The organism is Lentzea sp. NPDC058450 (genome assembly GCF_042721395.1).
Lineage (GTDB): Bacteria > Actinomycetota > Actinomycetes > Mycobacteriales > Pseudonocardiaceae > Lentzea.
In genome coordinates, this window is record NZ_JBHXLO010000011.1 from 15,954 (window position 1) to 35,152 (window position 19,199).

A 19,199-nucleotide genomic window follows, 5' to 3' on the forward strand; every position below is an offset into this window, starting at 1 on the left:
TAAGTGGTCAGGACCGGCGGCGGCGCGCCACGAAGAACGCGCTCCCACCGGCCGCGAGCAGCAGCGCACCGAGGCCGAGGAAGCCCAGCGGCGACGCACCCGTGGACGCGAGACCGGAGGAGTTGCCCGCCTTCGCCACGGCCTGGTCGGTCGTGGCCGGCGCGGCGGTGGTCGCCGGGGCCGAGGTCGTGGTCCCGGTGCCCGGCTCGACGACGTTCAGCTTGCGGATCGCCACGTTGTTGCCGAACGGCTCCTTGAAGAACTTGCTCGGCCGCACGATGACGTGCAGCGTCTGCTCCTTCACCTCGACGAACTTGACGCGCATCCGCACGTCGACACTGGCGCCGGGCGCGAGGACCTCCTTGGTCTCCCACTCGTGGCCGCTCGGGTCGAGCGGCACGACGTCGTCGCTCATCGACAGCGTCTTGGCGTAGTAGCTCGCCAGCACGAAGGACGCCTTCTCCGGCGCCTCGCCCTTGTTCGTGATCTTGAAGACGACGTCGGCCTCCTCGTCGCGGACGAAGACGTCCTTCGACGGCGTGAGGACCGGCATCTCGACCGCGAGGTCGCCCTTGATCGCCACGTGGCGGGCGTCGAGGTGCTCGGCGTTGTCGAACTTCTCGAGCTTGAAGTTCTTCGTGCGGGTCGCGCCGTCGGCCAGGCGGAGGTTCCTGGCCGAGTGGTCCGCGGCGACGTAGACGAAGTCACCGAACGGGAGGTCGTTCGCCACGACCTTGCCGTCCTCACCGGCCTTCGGCAACGGCTTGCCGTTGAGGGTGCCGGCGTCGAGCAGTTCCTCGTCCGGCTGGCGCACGAAGTCGAGGTTGGTGTCGACGAACGAGCTCACCTCGAACCACGAGCCGTAGAAGCGGAGGTTGACCGTGCCGCCCTCGGTGGTCCGGTGCTCGGGGAGGAAGTTGTACCGCGTGGTCACGGGGTGCTCGACGCGGTACTTGCCGGCGGGCAGGTCCTTCACGGCGTAACGGCCGTTCGCGTCCGTCGCGAAGGTGGCGACGACCTCGCCCGAGTCGGCCTTGACGATGGTTCCGCCCGGTTCGTTCGCGAGCAGGACCTCACCCTCGTCGTGGGCGCGGTTGGTGTTGCGGTCGAGCCAGGCCTGACCCTCGATGCTGATCGTCGCGTCCTGGGCGAGGGCGGGTGTGCCCACCGTCAGTGCGATGGCCGCCGTGGTCGCGGCGGCGAAGAGCTTCTTCACTTGTTCCCCAAGGACTTGTGGTGGTTCAGGAACGGCGGCGGCGGGCCGCGACGAACGCGGCGGCACCGGCCGTGAGCAGGAGCGCGCCGAGGGCGAGGAAGCCCAGCGGCGAGGCGCCCGTGGACGCGAGACCCGACTTGGTGCCCGCCTGGGCCACGGCCTGCTCGGTCGTGGTCGTCGTCGGCGCGGTGGTGGTCGTCGGGGCCGTCGTCGTGGTGGTCTCGGTGGTCTTCTCCACGACCTTGACGGGGATCTTCACGCTGTTGTTCTTGCGGTCGACGTCCGCGAAACCGCCGAAGTTGTAGAGCGCGAACGGCCACACGGCGGCGAAGCCGGTGCCGTTGGGCACGAACTTCAGCTCGACGTCCGCGGACTTGCCGGGCAGCAACTTGTGCTTGAGGTCGAAGTCCTTGTTGCCGTGCGCCACGACGTTGTCGCTGACCGAGACGAGCTTCTCGTCGAACTCGGCCATCAGGAACGACGGCGTGACCGGCACGTCGCCCTTGTTGGTCAGCTTGAGCTTGAGGTCGATCTGCTCGCCGAGCACGTAGGTGTCCTTGGCCAGCGAGGCTTCGAGGGCGATGTCGACCCTGGGATCGATGTACAGCACGGACAACGGCGCCGGGCCCTCGTTCTCGCCGAGCGAGAAGTCGAGCCTGCCGGTGGCCCAGTCGATGGTGTCGGTGCCCTTCGGCTCGGCCAGCGCGAGCTTGCGCGCCGAGTAGTCGGCCGCGACGAACTCGTACTTGCCGGCGGGCAGGTCGTCGACGCTGAACTGACCGTTCTCCCGGGACACCGGGATGGGCTTGCCGTTGAGCGTGCCGGGCGAGAGCAGTTCCTCGTCGGCCTGGCGGACGCCGTCCTTGTTCTTGTCGTGGAACGAGGAGCCGGCGATGCCGTAGCCCTTCAGTCCGAAGTCGACGGTGCCGCCCTCGGTGACGACGCTGCCCTCGGTGGTGTGCCGGTAGCGCCCGTCGGTGACGCTGACGCGGTACCTGCCGGGCGCGAGGCCGGTGATCGAGTAGACGCCCTTGTCGTCGGTCGCGTACTCGCCGAGGGTCTCGTCGCTGCCGTCCAGGCTGAGCCGGACGATCGTCTCGCCGGCGAGCACCGGCTCACCGGCGGACGCGCGGTCCCCGTTGTGGTCGAACCACACCAGGCCGCCGATGGAGATCTTGTCCTCCTGCGCGACGGCGCTCAGGCCGGTCACGGGCAGGACGAGTGCGGCCGCCATCGCGGCCGCGCAAAGCTTGCGCACAGTTCCCCCAGGATCCGATTACTCCAATTGGGTAATCGGATCCCGAGGGTGCCGATGTTGCGTGATCCCGATCACTCAGACAGCGGATAGCCACCCATCCCGTACCCCTCCCTCTCGTTTAGCACGATATCGGATAGTACGAGTTCGTAGCAATTACTCCTTGCCGTCGAGTGCGAGCCGGGTGCGACGGTGGGCGGGGCCGAGCTCGCCGGACAGGACCTCCATGACCTGGCGCAGCAGGTCGCGCAGGTTCTCCAGGTCGGCGCCGGGCAGCGCGGTGAAGAGGTCGCGCTCGCGTTCCGCCTGGCCGGCGACGATCCGCAGGAAGATCTCGCGCCCCGCGTCGGTCAGCGTGGCGGGCAACGAGCGGCGGTCGGCGGGGTCGAGCTGGCGCACGACGAGGCCCGCCTTCTCCAGCCGGTCGAGGCGGCTCGTGATCGTGGTGGCCGGGCTCAGCGTGCCGTTCGCGAGCTGCTTGGGCGTGAGGCGGTGCGGCGGCCCGATCCAGAAGAGGCGGGCGAGGATCTCGTAGTCGGCGCGGTTGAGGCCGTGCGGCGCGGCGATCTCCGTGGCGAGGAAGTCGAGGTACTTGCTGATCTGGTGCACCCGGTCGACCACGCCCTCGACCACCGGATCGATCGCCGGAACCATGGCCCTCCACGCCTCGACCTCGGCATCGGTGTCGTCCGCACCACGCTTGCCCATCTCACGATGGTAGTTGCGCCGACATGCAGAACGGCCCGCGTCTCTCCCGGACGCGGGCCGTTCCGTCTTACCCCCTGGTGATCAGCGTCCCCCCGGTTGCAGATCCCGCATGTAAGACACCCGAGCTGCCGCCGATGTTGCTCTCCCCTCCGAATGTCACTCGAATGCAGTAGTGATCGGGTGCGTCAGCTCTGGCGGCCTAGGCTGATCCACATGAGCGAGAAGCCGCAAAGCTCGGGCGAAAGCACGCTGACCGTCGTCCTCGCGTTGCTGGTCAACCTGGCTATTGCGGTCATGAAGGCCATTGCGGGCATTTTGACCGGATCGGCCGCGATCCTCTCCGAGGCCGCCCACTCGGTGGCCGACACGTTCACCGAGGCGTTGCTGCTGACCGCCCTGCGCCGCTCGGACCGACCGGCCGACCGCCGGCACCCGTTCGGCTACGGCAAGGAGCGCTACTTCTGGTCGCTGCTGGCGGCGGTCTCGATCTTCGCGTCGGGCGCGATGTTCGCGTTCTACGAGGGCTTCCGCACGGTCTTCGGCGAGCCGGAGGAACAGACCCGCCCGCTCGTGGGCTACATCGTGCTGGGCCTGGCCTTCGCGCTGGAGTCGATCTCCTGGACGCAGGCGTTCCGGCAGGTCCGCTCCGAGGCGGCCGCGCACGGCCGCGGCTTCTGGGACTTCCTGCGCGTCTCCGACGACCCGACCGTCAAGACGGTGTTCTTCGAGGACTCCGCCGCGCTGATCGGTCTCGTGCTCGCGTTCGCGGGCCTCGGTCTGCACCAGCTGACCGGCTCGTCGCTCTGGGACGGCCTCGCCTCACTGGCGATCGGCGTCCTGCTGGCGCTGGTCGCGTACACCCTGGCGCGCACCAACCGCGGCCTGCTGATCGGACGGCAGGCGGACCCGGTGATGGTGAAGGCGATCTGGCGCCGGCTGGGCGAGGTGCCCGAGGTCGACGCCGTGGTGGACGTGCTGACGATGCTCATCGGCACCGACCGCGTGCTGCTGTGCGCCCGCCTCGACTTCGACGACGCTTTGACCGCACACCAGCTGGAAGACGCGTGTGTGCGGGTGTCGGCGGAGCTGCGCGCGTCGTTCCCCGACCTGGACGAGATCTTCCTCGAACCCGTCCCGCGCACCGACCCCGAACTGCGCCGCCGCGTGCTGGAGCGCTACGGCGACCTGTCGTCCTAACGCCTTGGCGTCTTAGCGGCGTGTGTCGGTCTGGTGGAAGTTGAGGTAGGCGCGGCTGGGCGTAGGCCCGCGCTGCCCCTGGTAGCGGCTGCCGGCCTGCTTCGAGCCGTACGGGTGCTCCGCCGGGCTGCTGAGCTTGAAGAGGCAGAGCTGCCCGATCTTCATGCCGGGGTGCAACGTGATCGGCAGGTTGGCGACGTTCGACAGCTCCAGCGTGATGTGGCCGGAGAAGCCGGGGTCGATGAAGCCCGCCGTGGAGTGCGTGAGCAGCCCGAGCCGGCCGAGGCTCGACTTGCCTTCCAGCCTGCCCGCCAGGTCGTCCGGCAGCGTGACCATCTCGTAGGTGCTGCCGAGCACGAACTCGCCGGGGTGCAGCACGAACTGCTCGCCTGCGGGCGTCTCGATGAGACTCGTCAGGTCGTCCTGCTGCTGCGCAGGGTCGATGTGCGTGTACTTCGTGTTGTTGAAGACCCGGAAGAACCGGTCCAGCCGCACGTCGATGCTCGACGGCTGGAGCATCTCCACGTCGAAGGGGTCGAGGAGGAGACGGCCGGACTCGACCTCTTTGCGCAGATCCTGGTCACTCAGCAGCACCCGGACAGGCTAACCGAAGACGTGGTCCCTGACGGGCGCACCGCTCGTTGCCGGTCTCTGTGTATGATCGGCAACGAGCTTGGCTCACGCGGGTGTAGTTCATTGGTAGAACGACAGCTTCCCAAGCTGTAGAGGCGGGTTCGATTCCCGTCACCCGCTCTCGAACCGAAGGCCCAGGCCGGAGTCGCCCATCGACCCGCCTGGGCCTTAGTCGTGTCCGGGGTGCGCGACGGCCGATCCGCGGCGGATCACCTGCGCGAATCCAATGGATAGGGAATGAAATCAAGGTTGCTTTGCGTGGTGGAATGCTTCACTCGATCGTGTGATGCTTAAGCGACACGACCGGTTTCTGCGGGTAAGAAGTAACCCGGCCGGTCGCTCTTTCGATATAGGCGATGTACCTCGATCGAATGATCAGCCCGTCACGTACCCGCTCGGTAAGTCCGATTTAACCCGGAGTGACCTCTGAGACGCGACAATCGAACCTCATTCGACGTCCTCGCGTACGCCCTGACGCAGTGCCAGGCGGATCGAGTCACCGGCGCTTTGCGCGTCGCCGGCAACGCGGGTGGACTGTTTCATTTGCACGACGGCGCTGTGGTGGGGGTGGACAGTCCCGGTTCGCCCGGGATCGAAACGCTCTTGCGACGGTCCGGGCGGATCAAGGAGAACGACTGGATCGCGGCACTGGTGAGCAGTGTCAAGATGCGGTCTTTGCACGCCGCGCTCGTCGGGCGCGGGGTGATCGGGTCCGCCGAGATCCAGCGTTGTGCGGCGGGTGCCATTCGTGACGGGACGTTCGCCGTTGTGGTCGATGAGATCGAAAGGTGTTTTCTGGACGAAAGCGCCGATCGGCCTCTTTTGCCCGCGCGGAACGGAATTTCCGTGGACCTGTTGTTGTCGGAAACCACAGGTCTGCTGAAAGGCGTTGCCGGACTCCCGCGTGCCGTGTCGCCTTATCGGGACCGGTTGGTGGCCACCGACAAAAAGGCCGCCACGGAGGAGCAATGGGAGATCATGGCGCTCGCCACCGGGCGGCGGACCGCCCGGGACCTGGCTTTCTCGCTCGGGCGCGGGTTGCACCCCGTGACGGTCGAGGTGTCCCGGATGCTCGGCACCGGGTTGCTGGAGATCGCCGCGCCCGCCACGTCGTCACGGTGGGGGCTCACCCGGCTGCGCCCACGTAAAGCTGCTGTTCAGGACGTCGGCACTGCCCAGCCGAGTTCACTGCCCCTGCGTCAGCCGGGACAGGCCTTGTCGAACTCGGGAATCGCCTGAACCTGTCGGAGGTGGAATGTTGGTCTTGAGCGGTTCGCCCTTCCCCATTCAGGACTGGAGCGAACTGGACTACGACGCACTCAACGCCGAAATGCGGAAGCTCCGCGAAGCCGTCGCCGGAGTGACCGACACGATGATCGCCGCGTCCGACGGCATTCCCATCGTCGCCGACGTCGCCAAGAACGTCGACCCCGCGCACATCTCCGCACTGGCCGCCAGCAGCCTCGGAATCGCCAGGCAGTCGGCGGAAGTGATCGGAATGGGAACCCTCAGCCAGACCGTCGTGTTCGGCAGCGAGGGCTACATGGCCGTCTACGCGATCGGCCGCCTCTCGTTGCTGGTCGTGCTCGGCGACAAGGGACTTAATCTCGGACGACTGCTGCACGAGTCCCGTCCGGTGATCGAACGAGTCGGCGCGATTCTGGCCGCCTAGCGCGCCTGACTCCGGGACGCGCGATGTTCGGATCATCGTTCTCGACATTGATTTCCTCGACCTGGAGACGTGTCCGCATGCCCTCGAGACACCGCAAAGCGGCCACGTCGTCTCCGCCACCAGTTGCTAAAAGAAAATGGAGCTCCGTGAACATCGATATCGCAATGAAGGAAGCCATGTCCATCTCCGGCGCTGTCGGTGTCGCGCTCGTCGACTACGACAGCGGCATGTCACTCGGCACGAGCGGCGGCGGCGACTGGCTGAACCTCGAAGTCGCGGCGGCCGGCAACACCGAAGTCATTCGCTCGAAACTCCGGGTGATGGCCTCGCTGGGACTCAACGACACCATCGAAGACATTCTCATCACGCTGCACCGGCAGTACCACCTGATCCGGCTGATGAGCGGCGTGAAATCGCGCGGCTCGCTGTTCCTGTACCTCGTGCTGGAACGCGACAACGCGAACCTCGCCATGGCCCGCCACCAGCTCAAGCGGATCGAGTCCGAACTGCAGGTGTGACACCTGCGACTCCCGAAGGCCCTCCTCGTGAGGGTCTTCGTCATTCGCCCCGAACCAGCATCTCCTCGACCGTCGCGAGGTGGCCCTTCCTCGCGAGGAGCACTGCGGCGACACCAGGCTTGCGTTCGGCGCACCGCTCCAGCACGGCGATCGCGCGACGCATCAGGTTCACCGCCTCCTCGTCGCGGCCGGCGTAGAGGTGCAGGCTGCCCACCAGCCCCAGCGATGACGCCAGCCTTTCGCCATGCGCTTCGATGCTGCGTTCCGCGAGCAACTCGCAGAAGGCCACCGCGCGCAATGCCTCCTTCATGGCGGCCTCGTCCTCGCCCACGTCTGCGAGCAGCCCCGCGTAGGTCGAGAGGCACATCGCCAGGGTCGACCGGTGGGCGTCCGGATGGTTCTCGTCGAGAGCCTGCATGATCTCGACGGCCTCGCGGGCGTACGACTTCCCCTCGGCGGACCGGTCGACGTCGAACAGCAGACTGCCCAAGAGGTTCAGCGCCAACGCCAGAGACAGCTGCGGCAGGGGTGAGTCGGCAGGGCCGAGCGATCGAGCGGTCTCCACGGCGAGCCGGCACCGTTCGACCGCCTCCTCCGGCTGCTCCGACCGGGACACGATGTTGGCGTTGTTGCGAAGGGACTCGACGAGCTTGCCCCGGTACCCGGCGCCGGGGTTGGCCGCGTCGAGCGACGTCCAGATCTCCGTCGCTCGCTCGCCGTACCGCAGAGCGTCTTCCGGCTGGCCGTGTCCGGACAGACCATCAGCCAGGCGATCCAGAGCGCTGGCCAGGTCCGCGCGATGTGCCTGTGCGTCGCCGTCGACCAGGTGCTCCCACAGGCTCACCGTTCGCAACTCAGCGGTGACGGACTCGTCGACCATGCCCAGATTCTCGTACTGCACACCCAGGTTGCTGACGGCGTGCGCCAGCCCCAGCCGGTGCTCAGCTGTTCCGAGTTCCGCCAGTTCCTCGAAGATCCGAACGGCTCGCTCGGCCTGTTCCCTGCTCTCGTCGAACCTGCCCGCATCGGAGAGCAGAGCGGAGAACCTGGTCAACGACATCGCGAACGTGTGCATGTCCGCCTGCGATGACGCGTCAAGAAGGCTCTCGTGCAGGGACACAGACCGCCGAGCCTGGACAACGGCCTCATCTCTGTCGCCTTCCTCCAGCAGTCGCCTCGAGTAGGTCATGATCGCTGTGGCCAGGACGGCTCGGCCTGCCTCGCCGGCACGCGACTCGAGAAGGTGTTCAGCAATCTCGGCCGCGGTCCTCGCAGACTCGGTCGCCTCCGTCTTCTGCCCCAGGCCGCCTTGCATGACGGCGAGGTTCGACAGGGACTCGACCAACTCGAGCCGACGAATGTCAGGACCGGTCCGGCAGAGGTGACCTCTGACCTCGACGCAACGCCGAGCGTGCGGCAACGCCTCGGTTCTGCGTCCTGCCTCCCACAGTGCGTTCGCGAGGTTGGCCTCGGTCAGAGCCAGAGACGGGAGGATCGCCTCCGGGTTCCTCGGCACCAGGGAGTCCAGGATCTCGACGGCTGTTCGGACCGGACCGACGGCTTGCGCGTATCTGCCGGCATCGCCGAGAGCGCCGCCGTAGCTGGAGAGTGCCGTGGCGTAGTCGGGTAGATGCGCATCGGGGTTCTGCGCGACCAAAGACGCGAAGATCTGAACACTGCGCTGGAGCACGTCCAGCGCTGCACCTACCTCGCCCGTCTTCGCCAGCAGGTTCCCGTAGTTGTTCAGCAGGCCGCCAAGATGCTCGATGTTGTCGCTGAAGTCCTCGGCGACCAGTTGGTTTCTGATCTCGATGGCCGTCTTCAACGCGCCCTTCGCCTCTCCGCGATGGCCGATCGTGTCCAGGATCCTGCTGAGATTGGCCAACGAGAAGGACAACCCGGAACGCTGAGACTCGTCGTCCTCGACCAGCCTCCTGCGCACTGCGACCGCTCGTTCGACGAACTGGAGTGCTTCTCCGGTCGCGCCGAGGTCGTGGAGTCCCAGGGCGAGGTTGCTGAGAGACATGGCCAGATCCGGCTCGTACCTGGCCGAGTCGATCTCAGCCAGTCGCTCTCTGATCGTCACGGCGACACGCACCGCCTCCACCGCCTGCCGTTGTCTCCCCGCTTCCGACAGACGAGTCCCGTGCTTGTGCAGCTCGACCGCGTGCAGCTCGAGGGCGTCAACGCCGGCCTCTTCACCGGGTTCTGTGTCACGCACCCGACGGGTCGACACGAGCACGAATTCCAACGCCCTGCGTGTGGAGAACCCGAGCATGGTCAGACAGCCGTCGAGTTGGGCGACCTCGTCCGCTGACAGGTTTCCCTCGTCCGACAACCCTTCGCCCACGGCTTCGATGAAGTCACCTGGGCGAAGCACGGTCGCGGTCAAGACGAATCCGAAGCTCCCCGATCGCACCAACTGGTCGAAGCCGGTGGCCACCCGGCGCAGTCCTGGGCCGAGCCCGCCGGTCGGGTCAGGTGTCGAAACGACGCGCAGCAACGTCCGCGCGACGATTGCGTCGTGGAAGTCCTCATCCGACCTGCAAAGCCTCACCAGCAGACGAACCCAGTCCGTGTCGGACGTGTAGCGAGCCGCTACTGCAACCACGTGCGTGTCTGGTAGACGGTCCGGGCGCGGGGCCGCCCACACTCCTCCGTCGTCGTCGGGGTACAGCTCGCCCAGTACGCGGACCAGCTTGTGCACCAGCGGTTCTTCGAGGCTCGCCTCCAAGCCGAGCGCGTTGATGGCTCGTGCGGCGTCGTCCGCAGTTGGTGCGGGCACGAGGAAAGGGGCCAGGAGGAGGAGTTGGCGGTCGTGTGAGCCGAGGTCGATGTCGTGCGCCGAGAGAACTGTGTGCAGGTGTCGCAGTTCGTGGGCCATCAGGTCGGTGATCGGGTCGCCGGTTCCGTGCACCGGGCCGCTGGTGGCGTCCAGGACTCGCAGCAGTGCGTCGGCGTAGAGGTCGAGCGTGGTGGTGAAAGTTCGTATGGGTGGGGTGTCAGGTACTACCACCGGCGGACGCATGTGGGACGCGAAGCAGCGGACCGCTTCGGAGTGGATCTCGGCCACTCGCCTGGGGCTGACCTGATCGGTCAGCGACGGCAGGCGCAGCGGGGCCGGGTTGACCAGGTTCGACCAGGCCGGGTCGGCGACGAGGTCGTTCCACCACGCGCCTTCGCTGCGGCTCAGGAGCAGCAGGCGCACGGAGGAGCCGCGGATGACGGTCAGCAGGCGTTGCAGGACGAAGGGTTCGTGTTCGGCGTAGTCGACGACCAGGAGTGCCTGGGAGCGGCGCACCGGGCGGCTGCTGATGGCTGCTTCGAGCTCGGCCCAGCGGCGAGGGGACGCACCGTCCTGGCGGGCCTCGGTGAGGTCGACGAAGCCGGCGAGCCAGCCTCGTTCGGTCAAGCACTGCACGAGGTAGCGAGCCGAGGTGGTCTTGCCCTGGCCGCCGCGGCCGCACACCAGTTGGACCTGGAACTGGTCCTCGCTGAGGCACCACGACAGCAGTCGCGAGTCCTCGGGGCGCGGCTGGTGCGGCACGATGCCGGCTTCGGTGCGCAACCACGTCATCGGCCTGCTGGCGACCGGGTGGCGCTCGGGGCCGAACAGGGCCTTGTGGGCGGCCCGTCGGGTTCGGGGCGGGCGGGCCCGCGGCTCCTCCGGAGGGACGTGCACGGTGTTGCGGTCGCCGGTGATGATCGTGCTCTTCGTGACCCGCCCGGTAACCGATCGGTTGACCACCTGCTCACCTCCGAGGCGGCAAGTATGAGCAGGACCCGAACAAGCGACCGAGAGCTTGCGCTGGCCATCACCCGATCGAGTTAGTCGACCGGCAGTCCCCACGGGCGGCGGTCCAGTTCTGCCCAGCCGCCGCCGCGGGCCAGGGCCGCGCGCACCCCAGCCACGTGTTCTGCGAACGACGCGAGGTCGCCGTGCAGGAGTTCGGCGCGTTCCACGTCCAACGGGTGCGTGTCGTCGTGCCACAGGTCGACTGCGAACGACGCGACGAACGACATCGACTGCAGGAGTTGCAGCAGCGCTACGGACGGGTGCTCGGTCTCGGCCAGGTAGGACGCGCGGATCTCCTCGCACGCCTCGAGCAGCGCGCGGACCTGGCGGATGGCGTCTGCCGGGGTGCCGTCCCACGACGGGTCCGGCCACACGCGGTCGCTGAGCTCCAGCCAGAGTCGCCAGCCGTTGGCGAGTTCCGCGTCGTCTGCGGGAGACCACTTACCCATGCATCCACTGTGCATGCGTGGGCAGCGAGAGTCTCGTGACGATGACGCACGCCACGGAACCTTTGCGCCACACAGGCGTCCTGTACCGCATGACGCGTTCCTGGCAAGGACAGAGCGTGAAGAGCTTGGTCACGGGGCTCGGCGTGGGACTGGCGCTGACCCTGCTCGCGTTGCCGGCGATCAACTACGAGAGCACCGACCACCCGAACCTGATCACGCGGGTGTTCGCCTACGGCTTCCTGCTCGTGCCGGTGGCCGTGTGGACCGTCCTGCGCAGCGAGTTCCCGGTCAGCCAGACGATCGGGCTGGTGAGCGGCGCGACGGTGGTGCTCGTGGCGGGCGCCGGGACCTACACCGGCACGCCGATGCCTTACGTGTGGCTCGCGGCGGCGACCCTGTTCGGGTGCGCCGCCGCGAGGATCATGCGGAACGAAAGGCTTACGCCTTCACCTTCTCCGGTTCCGGCTCATCGGAGTTGAGCGAGTCGAGCAGGATGTCGCGCTCGGTGGAGGGCTCCTTCTTCAGGAAGCCGATCGCCAGGTAGAGCACCAGCGACAGCAGCAGCGGCCACGACACGAGCACGCCCTTGGTGACCCACTCGGCCTTGTTCATCTGCGAGATGTAGAGGAACGCCCACATGCCGAGGCCGCCTACGACCGAGGCGATGGCCGCGGACGAACCGATCTTGCGGAACCACGGCAGCAGGCCGAGCATCAACGGGATCGCGATCGGTCCCATCGTGGCGGCGACCAGGTCGACGACCACCTTCAGCACGAAGCCCTGGCCGCCTGAGGCGATCGCGATGATCATGCTGATGCCGATGAACGAGAAGGTCGTGATCCGGGCGAGCAGCAGCTGGTTGTCCGCCGAGAACGTCTTCACCTTCTTCCAGATGTGCGGCAGCATGTCGCGGTTGATCACGGCGGCGATGACGTTCGCGTCCGACGACACCATGGCCATGGTGTGCGAGAAGAAGCCGGCGAGAACCAGGCCGATCATGCCCGCGGGCAGCATCTGCTTGCCCATCTCGATGTACGCGTTCTCCGCCTGGGCGCCTTCGAGGCCCGGGACGATCAGCGGCGCGGCCCACATCGGGAAGAACAGCACGAGCGGCCACACCAGCCACAGCGCGGACGACAGCAGCGCCGAGCGCTTGGCCGCGAACCCGGACGGCGCGGCCATGTAGCGCTGCGCCAGGTTCCACATGCCGCCGTTGTACTCGAGCGTCTTGATCAGGAAGAGCGCCATGAGGAACGTCGACGTGTACGGGCCCGCGAGCGGGTCGCTGTGGCTCTCGGGGAGCTTGTCCCAGATCGTGACGGGGAAGCCCCAGCCGAGGGTGCCGGCGACGGCGAAGAACATCGCGAAGCCCGCGGCCGCCTGGATGATGAACTGGCCGAAGTCGGTGAGCGCGTCGGCCCAGAGGCCGCCGAGCACGGAGTAGACCATCGTGACCAGGCCGATGATGATGATGCCCCAGGTGATCGGGACACCTGCGAAGCCGCGCAGCAGGATCGCGACGGCGGCCCACTTGGCGGCGATGTCGACGACCTTGAGCAGCGCGCCGGCGTAGGCCATGACCTGCTGGGTGGGCACGTTGTACCGCTTGGCGAGGTACTCGAGCGGCGACTTGACGTCGTGCTTGGCCCTCAACCGGTTCCACCTGGGTGCGAACAGGAACGCGCCGATGCCGACGCCGATGCCGATCGTCAGCGACCACCAGACGTAGACGGTGAGTCCGAGCCGGTACGCCTCGGAGGCGAACGCCACGAACATGACCGCGCTGTAGCCGGACATGTGGTGGGAGATGCCGGACAACCACCACGGCATCTTTCCGCCTGCCGTGAAGAAGTCGGCGATGTTGTGGACTCGCCCGCGCGACCAGAGTCCGATCCCGACCATCACGAAGAAATAGCCGACAACCACGACCCAATCGAGGGTGCCCATGTGACCTCCTTGCGTGCACACACGTGTGCCCGCGAGAGCGCACCAGGCCTCGGGCGGCGGAACCTGGCACATCCCCGCACGGGATATGTGACGTAGGTCTTACGACCCCGTTGCCGGGTAACGGAAGGGTTTCGGCGGTCTTGAATCACATTCGTGACCCTTGTTCATCCACGTGAACCGTCTTGTCGTGTTGTCAGTCCCGGCCTTATTCCCGGCCTCATTCCGCGTCACGCGGAAGGGGTAACGACGTCACCCCTCTGGATGCATGAACGGAGGTGCTGATGCTCCCGCCCGCCAGGCCTGCCCCCGGCGTCGCGCTGATCGATCCGGTCCCGCTGTACCGCGAAGGCCTGTCCGCACTGGTCAGGCGCACTCCCGGGCTGCGCTGGCTCGGGTCGACCGGCGATCCGCACGCGGCCGTCCGCCTCCAGGAACGACTGCGCCCGGACGTCCTGCTGATCGACTCCGTGCTCGACCCCGTGGGTCACGTCACACGGCTGCTCGTCGACCGCGACCCCACGCTGCTCGTCGTCGGGCTCGTCCGCGACGCGCACTCGCACGCCAACTACGTGACGACCGCGTTAGAAGCCGGTGTCCGCGGTGTCGTGCCGCGCAGCGCCCAGCCGGAGCAGATCGTGCGGGTGATCGCGGAGACCTGCCGTTCGCGCGGCTTCGTGCACCCCGACCTGCGCCCCAAGGAACGGCCGACGCTGTCCAAGCGCGAGTACGAGGTGCTCACGCTGATCGCCGAGGGCCTGGAGAACCAGCAGGTCGCCAAGGAGCTCGTGGTGTCCGTCGAGACCGTGCGCACCCACGTGAAGGGCATCCTGCGCAAGCTCGGCGCGCGCGACCGGACGCACGCCGTGTCTCTCGCCTACCGGTCAGGCCTGCTGATCGGCCGCCCAGCCGTGTTCGAGTAGGCCGAACACCTCGTCGGCCGCCTGTTCGCGATCAGGCCTGCCGAAGATCACGTCCCGGGCGTCCAGCGCGAACCGGGCCAGTGCCGCACACCTGACGTCGTCCGCCGGGGCGCCCGTCTCCTCCGCGATGGCACGCGCCAGCGCGCCCTGATGCCTCGTCCACATCCGGTGCCCGTACTCGCGCAGCGCCGGCGTCTGCAGCACCAGCCGCTGGAAGACCTCGAACCGCGGGTGGTCGGCGTGCCCCCGCGCCGCCTGCACGAAGTGGTCGCGCAGCGCCATCGGGATCGACCGGCCCTCGCGCTCGCGCACGACCGCGACCAGCGCCGACTCCATCTGCTCGTCCTCGTCGAAGAGCAGCGCCTCCTTGCTCGGGAAGTGCTTGAACAGCGTCGTGACCGACACGTCGGCCGTGTCGGCGATCTCCTTCACGCCCACGTCCTCGAAGCCGCGCGCCAGGAACAGCTCCAGCGCCGCCTCGGCGATGGACTGACGGGTCTGCAGCTTCTTCCGCTCGCGGCGGCCGAGCTCGGTCACGAGCCGACGATACCACCCTGGTTGAGCGACTTCAAAAGTGTATCGGTTGCACTTTCGCAGTCGATCCGCTTTCATGGGTCCATGACCTCACCACGCATCGCCATCGCCGGGGCCGGAATCGGCGGCCTGACCTGCGCCCGCGTCCTCCAGCTGCAGGGCTTCGACGACGTGACCGTCTTCGAGCGGGAGAGCTCGCCGGACGCCCGCCAGCAGGGCGGCACGATCGACCTGCACGCCGACAGCGGCCAGGTGGCCGTCCGCACCGCCGGGCTCTTCGACGAGTGGCGCGCGCTCGCCCGGTTCGAGGGCCAGGAGCAGCGCAAGGTCGACCACGTGACGGCCGCGCTGGTCGAACACGAACCGGCGGAGGGCGACTTCCGGCCGGAGATCGACCGGGGCCAGCTCCGCGGGCTCCTGCTCGACTCCCTCACGCCGGGAACCGTCACCTGGGGCCTCGGCATCGCCTCGGCCGCACCCGGCGGCGAGGTGACCTTCGCCGACGGCTCGACCGCGTCGTTCGACCTGGTCATCGGCGCGGACGGCGCCTGGTCACGGGTGCGGAAGGCCGTGTCGCCGGCCCAGCCGCACTACACCGGCGTGCTGTTCGTCGAGATCCGGCACGACAACGACGCACGCCTGCTGGAGCTCACCGGCCAGGGCACGATGGTCGCGGACGGCGAGGGCCTGATGATCTGGTCGCAGCGCAACAGCGGCGATCAGATCCGCGCGTACGCGTGCCTGCGCGCGCGTGAGGACTGGAAGCCTTCCAACGCCGACCTGCTGGACCTCTACGAGGGCTGGCACCCGTCGCTCACGGCGTTCCTGCACGGCGACCTGATCCACCGGCCGCTCTACTCGCTGCCGGTGCCCCACACCTGGGTGACCACGCCCGGCGTGACGTTGCTCGGCGACGCCGCCCACCTGCAGCCCCCGCTGGGCGTCGGCGCGAACCTCGCCATGCAGGACGCGGCGGACCTGGCGCTCGCGATCGCCGAGCACGGTGTCCGAGACGGGGTGGCGGCCTACGAATCGGTCATGCTGCCGCGCGCCGTGAGCTTCGCCGAGCGGACGAACCCAGCACTCCTCGAGATGGTTCCCGAGCGCCCGATACGCGTCTGACCGGCGCTCATGCCCGATTCAGGTCGCTTGAAGGAGTGTCTACTTCGCCACCAGTGGGTGGTCGGCCTTGCCGGGGTTACTGCCGGGTAATACTCTGTTGTTACCGGTCAGTAAGGCGAAGGCGCCGCGACCCTGAGGAGTGAGCGACGAGATGGGCCACTACAAGAGCAACGTCCGGGATCTCGAGTTCAACCTGTTCGAGGTCTTCAACGTGCAGGACCACCTCGGCAAGGGGCCGTTCGAGCAGTCCGACGAGGACACCGCGCGCGGCGTTCTGGCCGAGATGAAGACGCTGTCGGAGGGTCCCCTCGCGGACTCCTTCGCCGATGCCGACCGCAACCCGCCGAAGTACGACCCGACGACCTTCTCGGCGACCCTGCCGGAGTCGCTGAAGAAGTCGTACAAGGCCGTGTGGGACGGCGAGTGGTACCGCATGTTCCTGCCGGAGGCGCTGGGCGGCTTCGGCACGCCTCCCTCGGTCGCGTGGGCCGCGTCCGAGATGATCCTGGGCGCCAACCCGCCGATCTACATGTACCTCGCGGGCCCGAGCTTCGCGACGGTCGTCTACAACAACGGCACCGAGCGCGACCAGCACTGGGCGCAGCTCATGATCGACCGCGGCTGGGGCGCCACGATGGTGCTGACCGAGCCGGACGCCGGTTCCGACGTCGGTGCCGGTCGCACCAAGGCCATCAAACAGGACGACGGCACCTGGCACATCGAGGGCGTGAAGCGGTTCATCACGTCCGCCGACCAGGACCTGACCGAGAACATCATGCACATGGTGCTCGCGCGTCCGGAGGGCGACGGCATCGAGGCGAAGGCCGGCACCAAGGGCCTGTCGCTGTTCCTCGTGCCGAAGTTCCACTTCGACGCCGAGACCGGTGAGCTGGGCGAGCGCAACGGTGCCTTCGTCACCAACGTCGAGCACAAGATGGGCATCAAGGCGTCCACCACGTGCGAGCTGACGTTCGGCCAGCACGGCACGCCCGCCAAGGGCTGGCTGCTCGGCGAGGTGCACGACGGCATCGCGCAGATGTTCGACGTCATCGAGTACGCCCGCATGATGGTCGGCACGAAGGCCATCGCGACGCTGTCGACCGGCTACCTGAACGCGCTGTCCTACGCCAAGGAGCGCGTCCAGTCCGCCGACCTCACGCGCATGACGGACAAGACCGCCCCGCGCGTCACGATCACCAACCACCCGGACGTCCGCCGCAGCCTGATGCTGCAGAAGGCGTACGCGGAGGGCCTGCGCGCGGTGTACCTCTACACCGCGACGTTCCAGGACAAGGTGATGCTCGGCGGCGACGACGCCAAGCTCGCGGCCCAGGTCAACGACCTGCTGCTGCCGATCGTCAAGGGCGTCGGCTCGGAGCGCGCGTACGAGCAGCTCGCGCAGTCGCTGCAGACGCTCGGTGGTTCGGGCTTCCTGCAGGAGTACCCGATCGAGCAGTACATCCGCGACTCGAAGATCGACTCGCTGTACGAGGGCACCACGGCCATCCAGTCGCTGGACTTCTTCTTCCGGAAGATCATCCGCGACAAGGGCCAGGCGCTCGCGTTCATCAACGGCGAGATCCAGTCGTTCCTCGACAACGAGGGTGGCAACGGCCGTCTGAAGGAAGAGCGCGCTCTGCTGAAGCAGGGTCTCGAAGACCTGCAGGGCATGCTCGGCGCCCTGGTCGGCTTCCTGACCTCGTCGCAGGAGGACGTCCGCAACCTCTACAAGGTCGGCCAGAACTCGGTCCGCCTGCTGATGACCGCGGGTGACGTCCTCGTCGGCTGGCTGCTGCTGCGCCAGGCCGAGGTCGCGCTGCAGAAGCTCGACGGCGCCCCGTCCGCCAAGGACAAGGCGTTCTACGAGGGCAAGATCGCCGTCGCCTCGTTCTTCGCGAAGAACGTGCTGCCGGAGCTCACCTCGCGTCGCAAGATCACCGAGTCCACGGACAACGCGCTGATGGACATCGACGAGAACGTCTTCTAAGGCACCACAACGGACTACGGGTCCTGTCACCTCCTGCCCGAGGTGACAGGACCCGTTTTTCATTGCTGTGCCAGCAGAACCGGGCCGAGCGCGGCACCGATGTTGAACGCCGCCGTGGCGTAGGAGCCCGCCATCGTGGGGGCGTCCGTCGCGTGGTGCAGGACGCGGGCGATCAGCATGCTGCCGACCGCGAACGACAGTGCGCCGAGCACGAACACCAGGCACAGCAACGAGATCGGCCCGGCGGTGAGCAGGTCGAGACCGAACCACCCGGCGAGCGCGAGCGGTCCGCCGAGCACCACGACAGGGCGCGGCGACGAGTCCGCGAGACGGCCGCCGATCGTGACCCCGGCGAACGCCCCGACGCCGAACACGACCAGTGCGACGGGCACCCACCACTCGCTCAGCCCGGCGACGTCCGTGACCACCGGGGCCAGGAAGGTGAAGTGCCCGAACGTCACCGCGTTGACGACCACCGCGAGCACGACGACGAGCACCAGTCGCGGCCGGGTGAGCACGGCGAGTTCGGGGCGCAGCGCCGGCCGGACGTGATCGTGCCGCGCCGGAATCCCCGTGAGGACACCGAACGCGGCCGGCACGCACAGCACGGCGACCGCGAGAAACGTGGCACGCCAACCGAAGGCCGTGCCGAGCAACGACCCGCCTGGCACCCCGGCGATCGTGGCCACTGTCGTGCCGGACAACAGCACAGCGAGCGCGCGCCCGCGACGTCCCGGAGGCACGAGCGCGGCGGCCGTGGTCAGTGCCACGGCGAGGAACCCGGCGTTCGCGAGGGCGGCGAGCACCCTCGATGCCAGCAGCAGGGCGAAGTTCGTCGTCACGGCGCCGATCAGGTGTGCCGCCAGGAACACGACGACGAACGCGAACAGGCTCCAGCGCGGCGACCAGCGCCGGGCCACCACGGCCATGAGCGGCGCGCCGACGGCCATGCCCGCGGCGAACGCGGACGTGAGCAGACCGGCGGTGCCGACCGGGACGCCGAAGTCGGCCGCGATCGACGGCAACAACCCGGCGAGCATGAATTCGGAAGTGCCCATTGCGAAAACGGCAAGGGCGAGCAGGTACAGCGAAAAAGGCACAGAGGTGCTCCGAGTGCTGAGGGGGTTTTCGGGGCTGACGGTCAGACCGCAGACCCGGACCTGCTTGCCTCAGGACTCGACATGGAGCGGACGCTAGCGTGAGCGACTCACGTCACGCATCTTGATTTCGTTGTCAGTTGACAGC

Annotated in this window: 16 protein-coding genes, 1 tRNA gene and 1 pseudogene; 9 read left to right on the top strand and 9 right to left on the bottom strand. The window is 67.6% G+C overall.

Annotation, left to right across the window (positions count from 1 at the left end; genetic code table 11):
• Window positions 1–7: 7 nt before the first annotated feature.
• From ACFWNN_RS18725 to ACFWNN_RS18735, 3 genes are all read right to left on the bottom strand, one after another.
• On the bottom strand, window positions 8–1,216 hold the full coding sequence (locus ACFWNN_RS18725) for an SdrD B-like domain-containing protein (RefSeq protein ID WP_382441175.1): 1,209 nt from the start codon (window positions 1,214–1,216) through the stop codon (window positions 8–10).
• Window positions 1,217–1,241: 25 nt separating this feature from the next.
• Complete coding sequence (locus ACFWNN_RS18730; protein ID WP_382441176.1) at window positions 1,242–2,474, bottom strand: SdrD B-like domain-containing protein; 1,233 nt, start codon at window positions 2,472–2,474, stop codon at window positions 1,242–1,244.
• A gap of 153 nt (window positions 2,475–2,627) precedes the next feature.
• Window positions 2,628–3,179 carry a MarR family winged helix-turn-helix transcriptional regulator gene (locus ACFWNN_RS18735; protein WP_382441177.1) on the bottom strand — a complete coding sequence of 184 codons (552 nt, stop codon included), beginning with the start codon at window positions 3,177–3,179 and terminating at the stop codon, window positions 2,628–2,630.
• 213 nt (window positions 3,180–3,392) lie between these two features.
• Here ACFWNN_RS18735 and ACFWNN_RS18740 point away from each other — a divergent pair, with 213 nt between their 5' ends.
• A complete protein-coding gene (locus ACFWNN_RS18740; RefSeq protein WP_382441178.1) occupies window positions 3,393–4,376 on the top strand; it encodes a cation diffusion facilitator family transporter in 984 nt (327 codons plus the stop codon).
• A gap of 12 nt (window positions 4,377–4,388) precedes the next feature.
• On the opposite strand, the gene dcd is transcribed toward ACFWNN_RS18740, so the two are convergent.
• The gene (dcd, locus tag ACFWNN_RS18745; RefSeq protein ID WP_382441179.1) at window positions 4,389–4,970 is read right to left on the bottom strand and encodes a dCTP deaminase; all 582 of its coding nucleotides are present in this window, start codon (window positions 4,968–4,970) and stop codon (window positions 4,389–4,391) included.
• An 88-nt stretch (window positions 4,971–5,058) separates the two neighbouring features.
• On the opposite strand from dcd, the gene ACFWNN_RS18750 reads away from it, so the two are divergent.
• The 4 genes from ACFWNN_RS18750 (at window position 5,059) to ACFWNN_RS18765 (ending at window position 7,199) form a co-directional block, all read left to right on the top strand.
• Window positions 5,059–5,129: transfer RNA gene (locus ACFWNN_RS18750), tRNA-Gly, on the top strand.
• Between the two features lie 387 nt (window positions 5,130–5,516).
• Window positions 5,517–6,248, top strand: a complete 732-nt coding sequence (locus ACFWNN_RS18755; protein ID WP_382441180.1) for a hypothetical protein — start codon at window positions 5,517–5,519, stop codon at window positions 6,246–6,248.
• A gap of 25 nt (window positions 6,249–6,273) precedes the next feature.
• Window positions 6,274–6,681: a roadblock/LC7 domain-containing protein gene (locus ACFWNN_RS18760; RefSeq protein WP_382441181.1), complete on the top strand. Its 408-nt coding sequence runs from the start codon at window positions 6,274–6,276 to the stop codon at window positions 6,679–6,681.
• Between the two features lie 146 nt (window positions 6,682–6,827).
• A complete protein-coding gene (locus ACFWNN_RS18765; RefSeq protein WP_382441182.1) occupies window positions 6,828–7,199 on the top strand; it encodes a hypothetical protein in 372 nt (123 codons plus the stop codon).
• 40 nt (window positions 7,200–7,239) lie between these two features.
• Here ACFWNN_RS18765 and ACFWNN_RS18770 read toward each other — a convergent pair whose 3' ends face one another.
• Together ACFWNN_RS18770 and ACFWNN_RS18775 are read right to left on the bottom strand one after the other, a co-directional pair.
• Window positions 7,240–10,947, bottom strand: coding sequence for a tetratricopeptide repeat protein (locus ACFWNN_RS18770; protein WP_382441183.1), 3,708 nt, complete (start codon window positions 10,945–10,947; stop codon window positions 7,240–7,242).
• A gap of 80 nt (window positions 10,948–11,027) precedes the next feature.
• Entirely contained in the window at window positions 11,028–11,444 is a 417-nt protein-coding gene (locus tag ACFWNN_RS18775; RefSeq protein WP_382441184.1) for a hypothetical protein, read from the bottom strand.
• Between the two features lie 116 nt (window positions 11,445–11,560).
• Here ACFWNN_RS18775 and ACFWNN_RS18780 point away from each other — a divergent pair, with 116 nt between their 5' ends.
• Window positions 11,561–11,923, top strand: a complete 363-nt coding sequence (locus tag ACFWNN_RS18780) for a hypothetical protein (protein WP_382441185.1) — start codon at window positions 11,561–11,563, stop codon at window positions 11,921–11,923.
• On the opposite strand, the gene ACFWNN_RS18785 is transcribed toward ACFWNN_RS18780, so the two are convergent.
• Complete coding sequence (locus ACFWNN_RS18785; protein WP_382441186.1) at window positions 11,883–13,391, bottom strand: sodium:solute symporter family protein; 1,509 nt, start codon at window positions 13,389–13,391, stop codon at window positions 11,883–11,885. The two genes, ACFWNN_RS18780 and ACFWNN_RS18785, sit on opposite strands and share 41 nt — an antisense overlap.
• Before the next feature lie 281 nt (window positions 13,392–13,672).
• Here ACFWNN_RS18785 and ACFWNN_RS18790 point away from each other — a divergent pair, with 281 nt between their 5' ends.
• Window positions 13,673–14,311 carry a response regulator transcription factor gene (locus tag ACFWNN_RS18790; RefSeq protein ID WP_382441187.1) on the top strand — a complete coding sequence of 213 codons (639 nt, stop codon included), beginning with the start codon at window positions 13,673–13,675 and terminating at the stop codon, window positions 14,309–14,311.
• Here ACFWNN_RS18790 and ACFWNN_RS18795 read toward each other — a convergent pair.
• The gene (locus ACFWNN_RS18795; protein ID WP_382441188.1) at window positions 14,273–14,848 is read right to left on the bottom strand and encodes a TetR/AcrR family transcriptional regulator; all 576 of its coding nucleotides are present in this window, start codon (window positions 14,846–14,848) and stop codon (window positions 14,273–14,275) included. The genes ACFWNN_RS18790 and ACFWNN_RS18795 overlap by 39 nt on opposite strands.
• An 81-nt stretch (window positions 14,849–14,929) precedes the next feature.
• Between ACFWNN_RS18795 and ACFWNN_RS18800 the strand changes: the two genes are divergently transcribed.
• Together ACFWNN_RS18800 and ACFWNN_RS18805 are read left to right on the top strand one after the other, a co-directional pair.
• Window positions 14,930–15,967: an FAD-dependent oxidoreductase gene (locus ACFWNN_RS18800; RefSeq protein ID WP_382441189.1), complete on the top strand. Its 1,038-nt coding sequence runs from the start codon at window positions 14,930–14,932 to the stop codon at window positions 15,965–15,967.
• A gap of 151 nt (window positions 15,968–16,118) precedes the next feature.
• On the top strand, window positions 16,119–17,954 hold the full coding sequence (locus ACFWNN_RS18805; protein ID WP_382441190.1) for an acyl-CoA dehydrogenase: 1,836 nt from the start codon (window positions 16,119–16,121) through the stop codon (window positions 17,952–17,954).
• Window positions 17,955–18,022: 68 nt separating this feature from the next.
• On the opposite strand, the pseudogene ACFWNN_RS18810 reads toward ACFWNN_RS18805, so the two are convergent.
• A pseudogene (locus ACFWNN_RS18810) lies at window positions 18,023–19,054 on the bottom strand (Cmx/CmrA family chloramphenicol efflux MFS transporter); the annotation flags it as partial.
• Window positions 19,055–19,199: the final 145 nt, after the last annotated feature.

Excerpts from the sequence above, each read along its gene's own strand:
- ACFWNN_RS18735 (WP_382441177.1), bottom strand. The coding sequence starts at position 3,179 with ATGGGCAAGCGTGGTGCGGACGACACCGATGCCGAGGTCGAGGCGTGG.
- ACFWNN_RS18740 (WP_382441178.1), top strand. The coding sequence starts at position 3,393 with ATGAGCGAGAAGCCGCAAAGCTCGGGCGAAAGCACGCTGACCGTCGTC.
- ACFWNN_RS18775 (WP_382441184.1), bottom strand. The coding sequence starts at position 11,444 with ATGGGTAAGTGGTCTCCCGCAGACGACGCGGAACTCGCCAACGGCTGG.
- ACFWNN_RS18785 (WP_382441186.1), bottom strand. The coding sequence starts at position 13,391 with ATGGGCACCCTCGATTGGGTCGTGGTTGTCGGCTATTTCTTCGTGATG.
- ACFWNN_RS18790 (WP_382441187.1), top strand. The coding sequence starts at position 13,673 with ATGCTCCCGCCCGCCAGGCCTGCCCCCGGCGTCGCGCTGATCGATCCG.
- ACFWNN_RS18800 (WP_382441189.1), top strand. The coding sequence starts at position 14,930 with ATGACCTCACCACGCATCGCCATCGCCGGGGCCGGAATCGGCGGCCTG.
- ACFWNN_RS18805 (WP_382441190.1), top strand. The coding sequence starts at position 16,119 with ATGGGCCACTACAAGAGCAACGTCCGGGATCTCGAGTTCAACCTGTTC.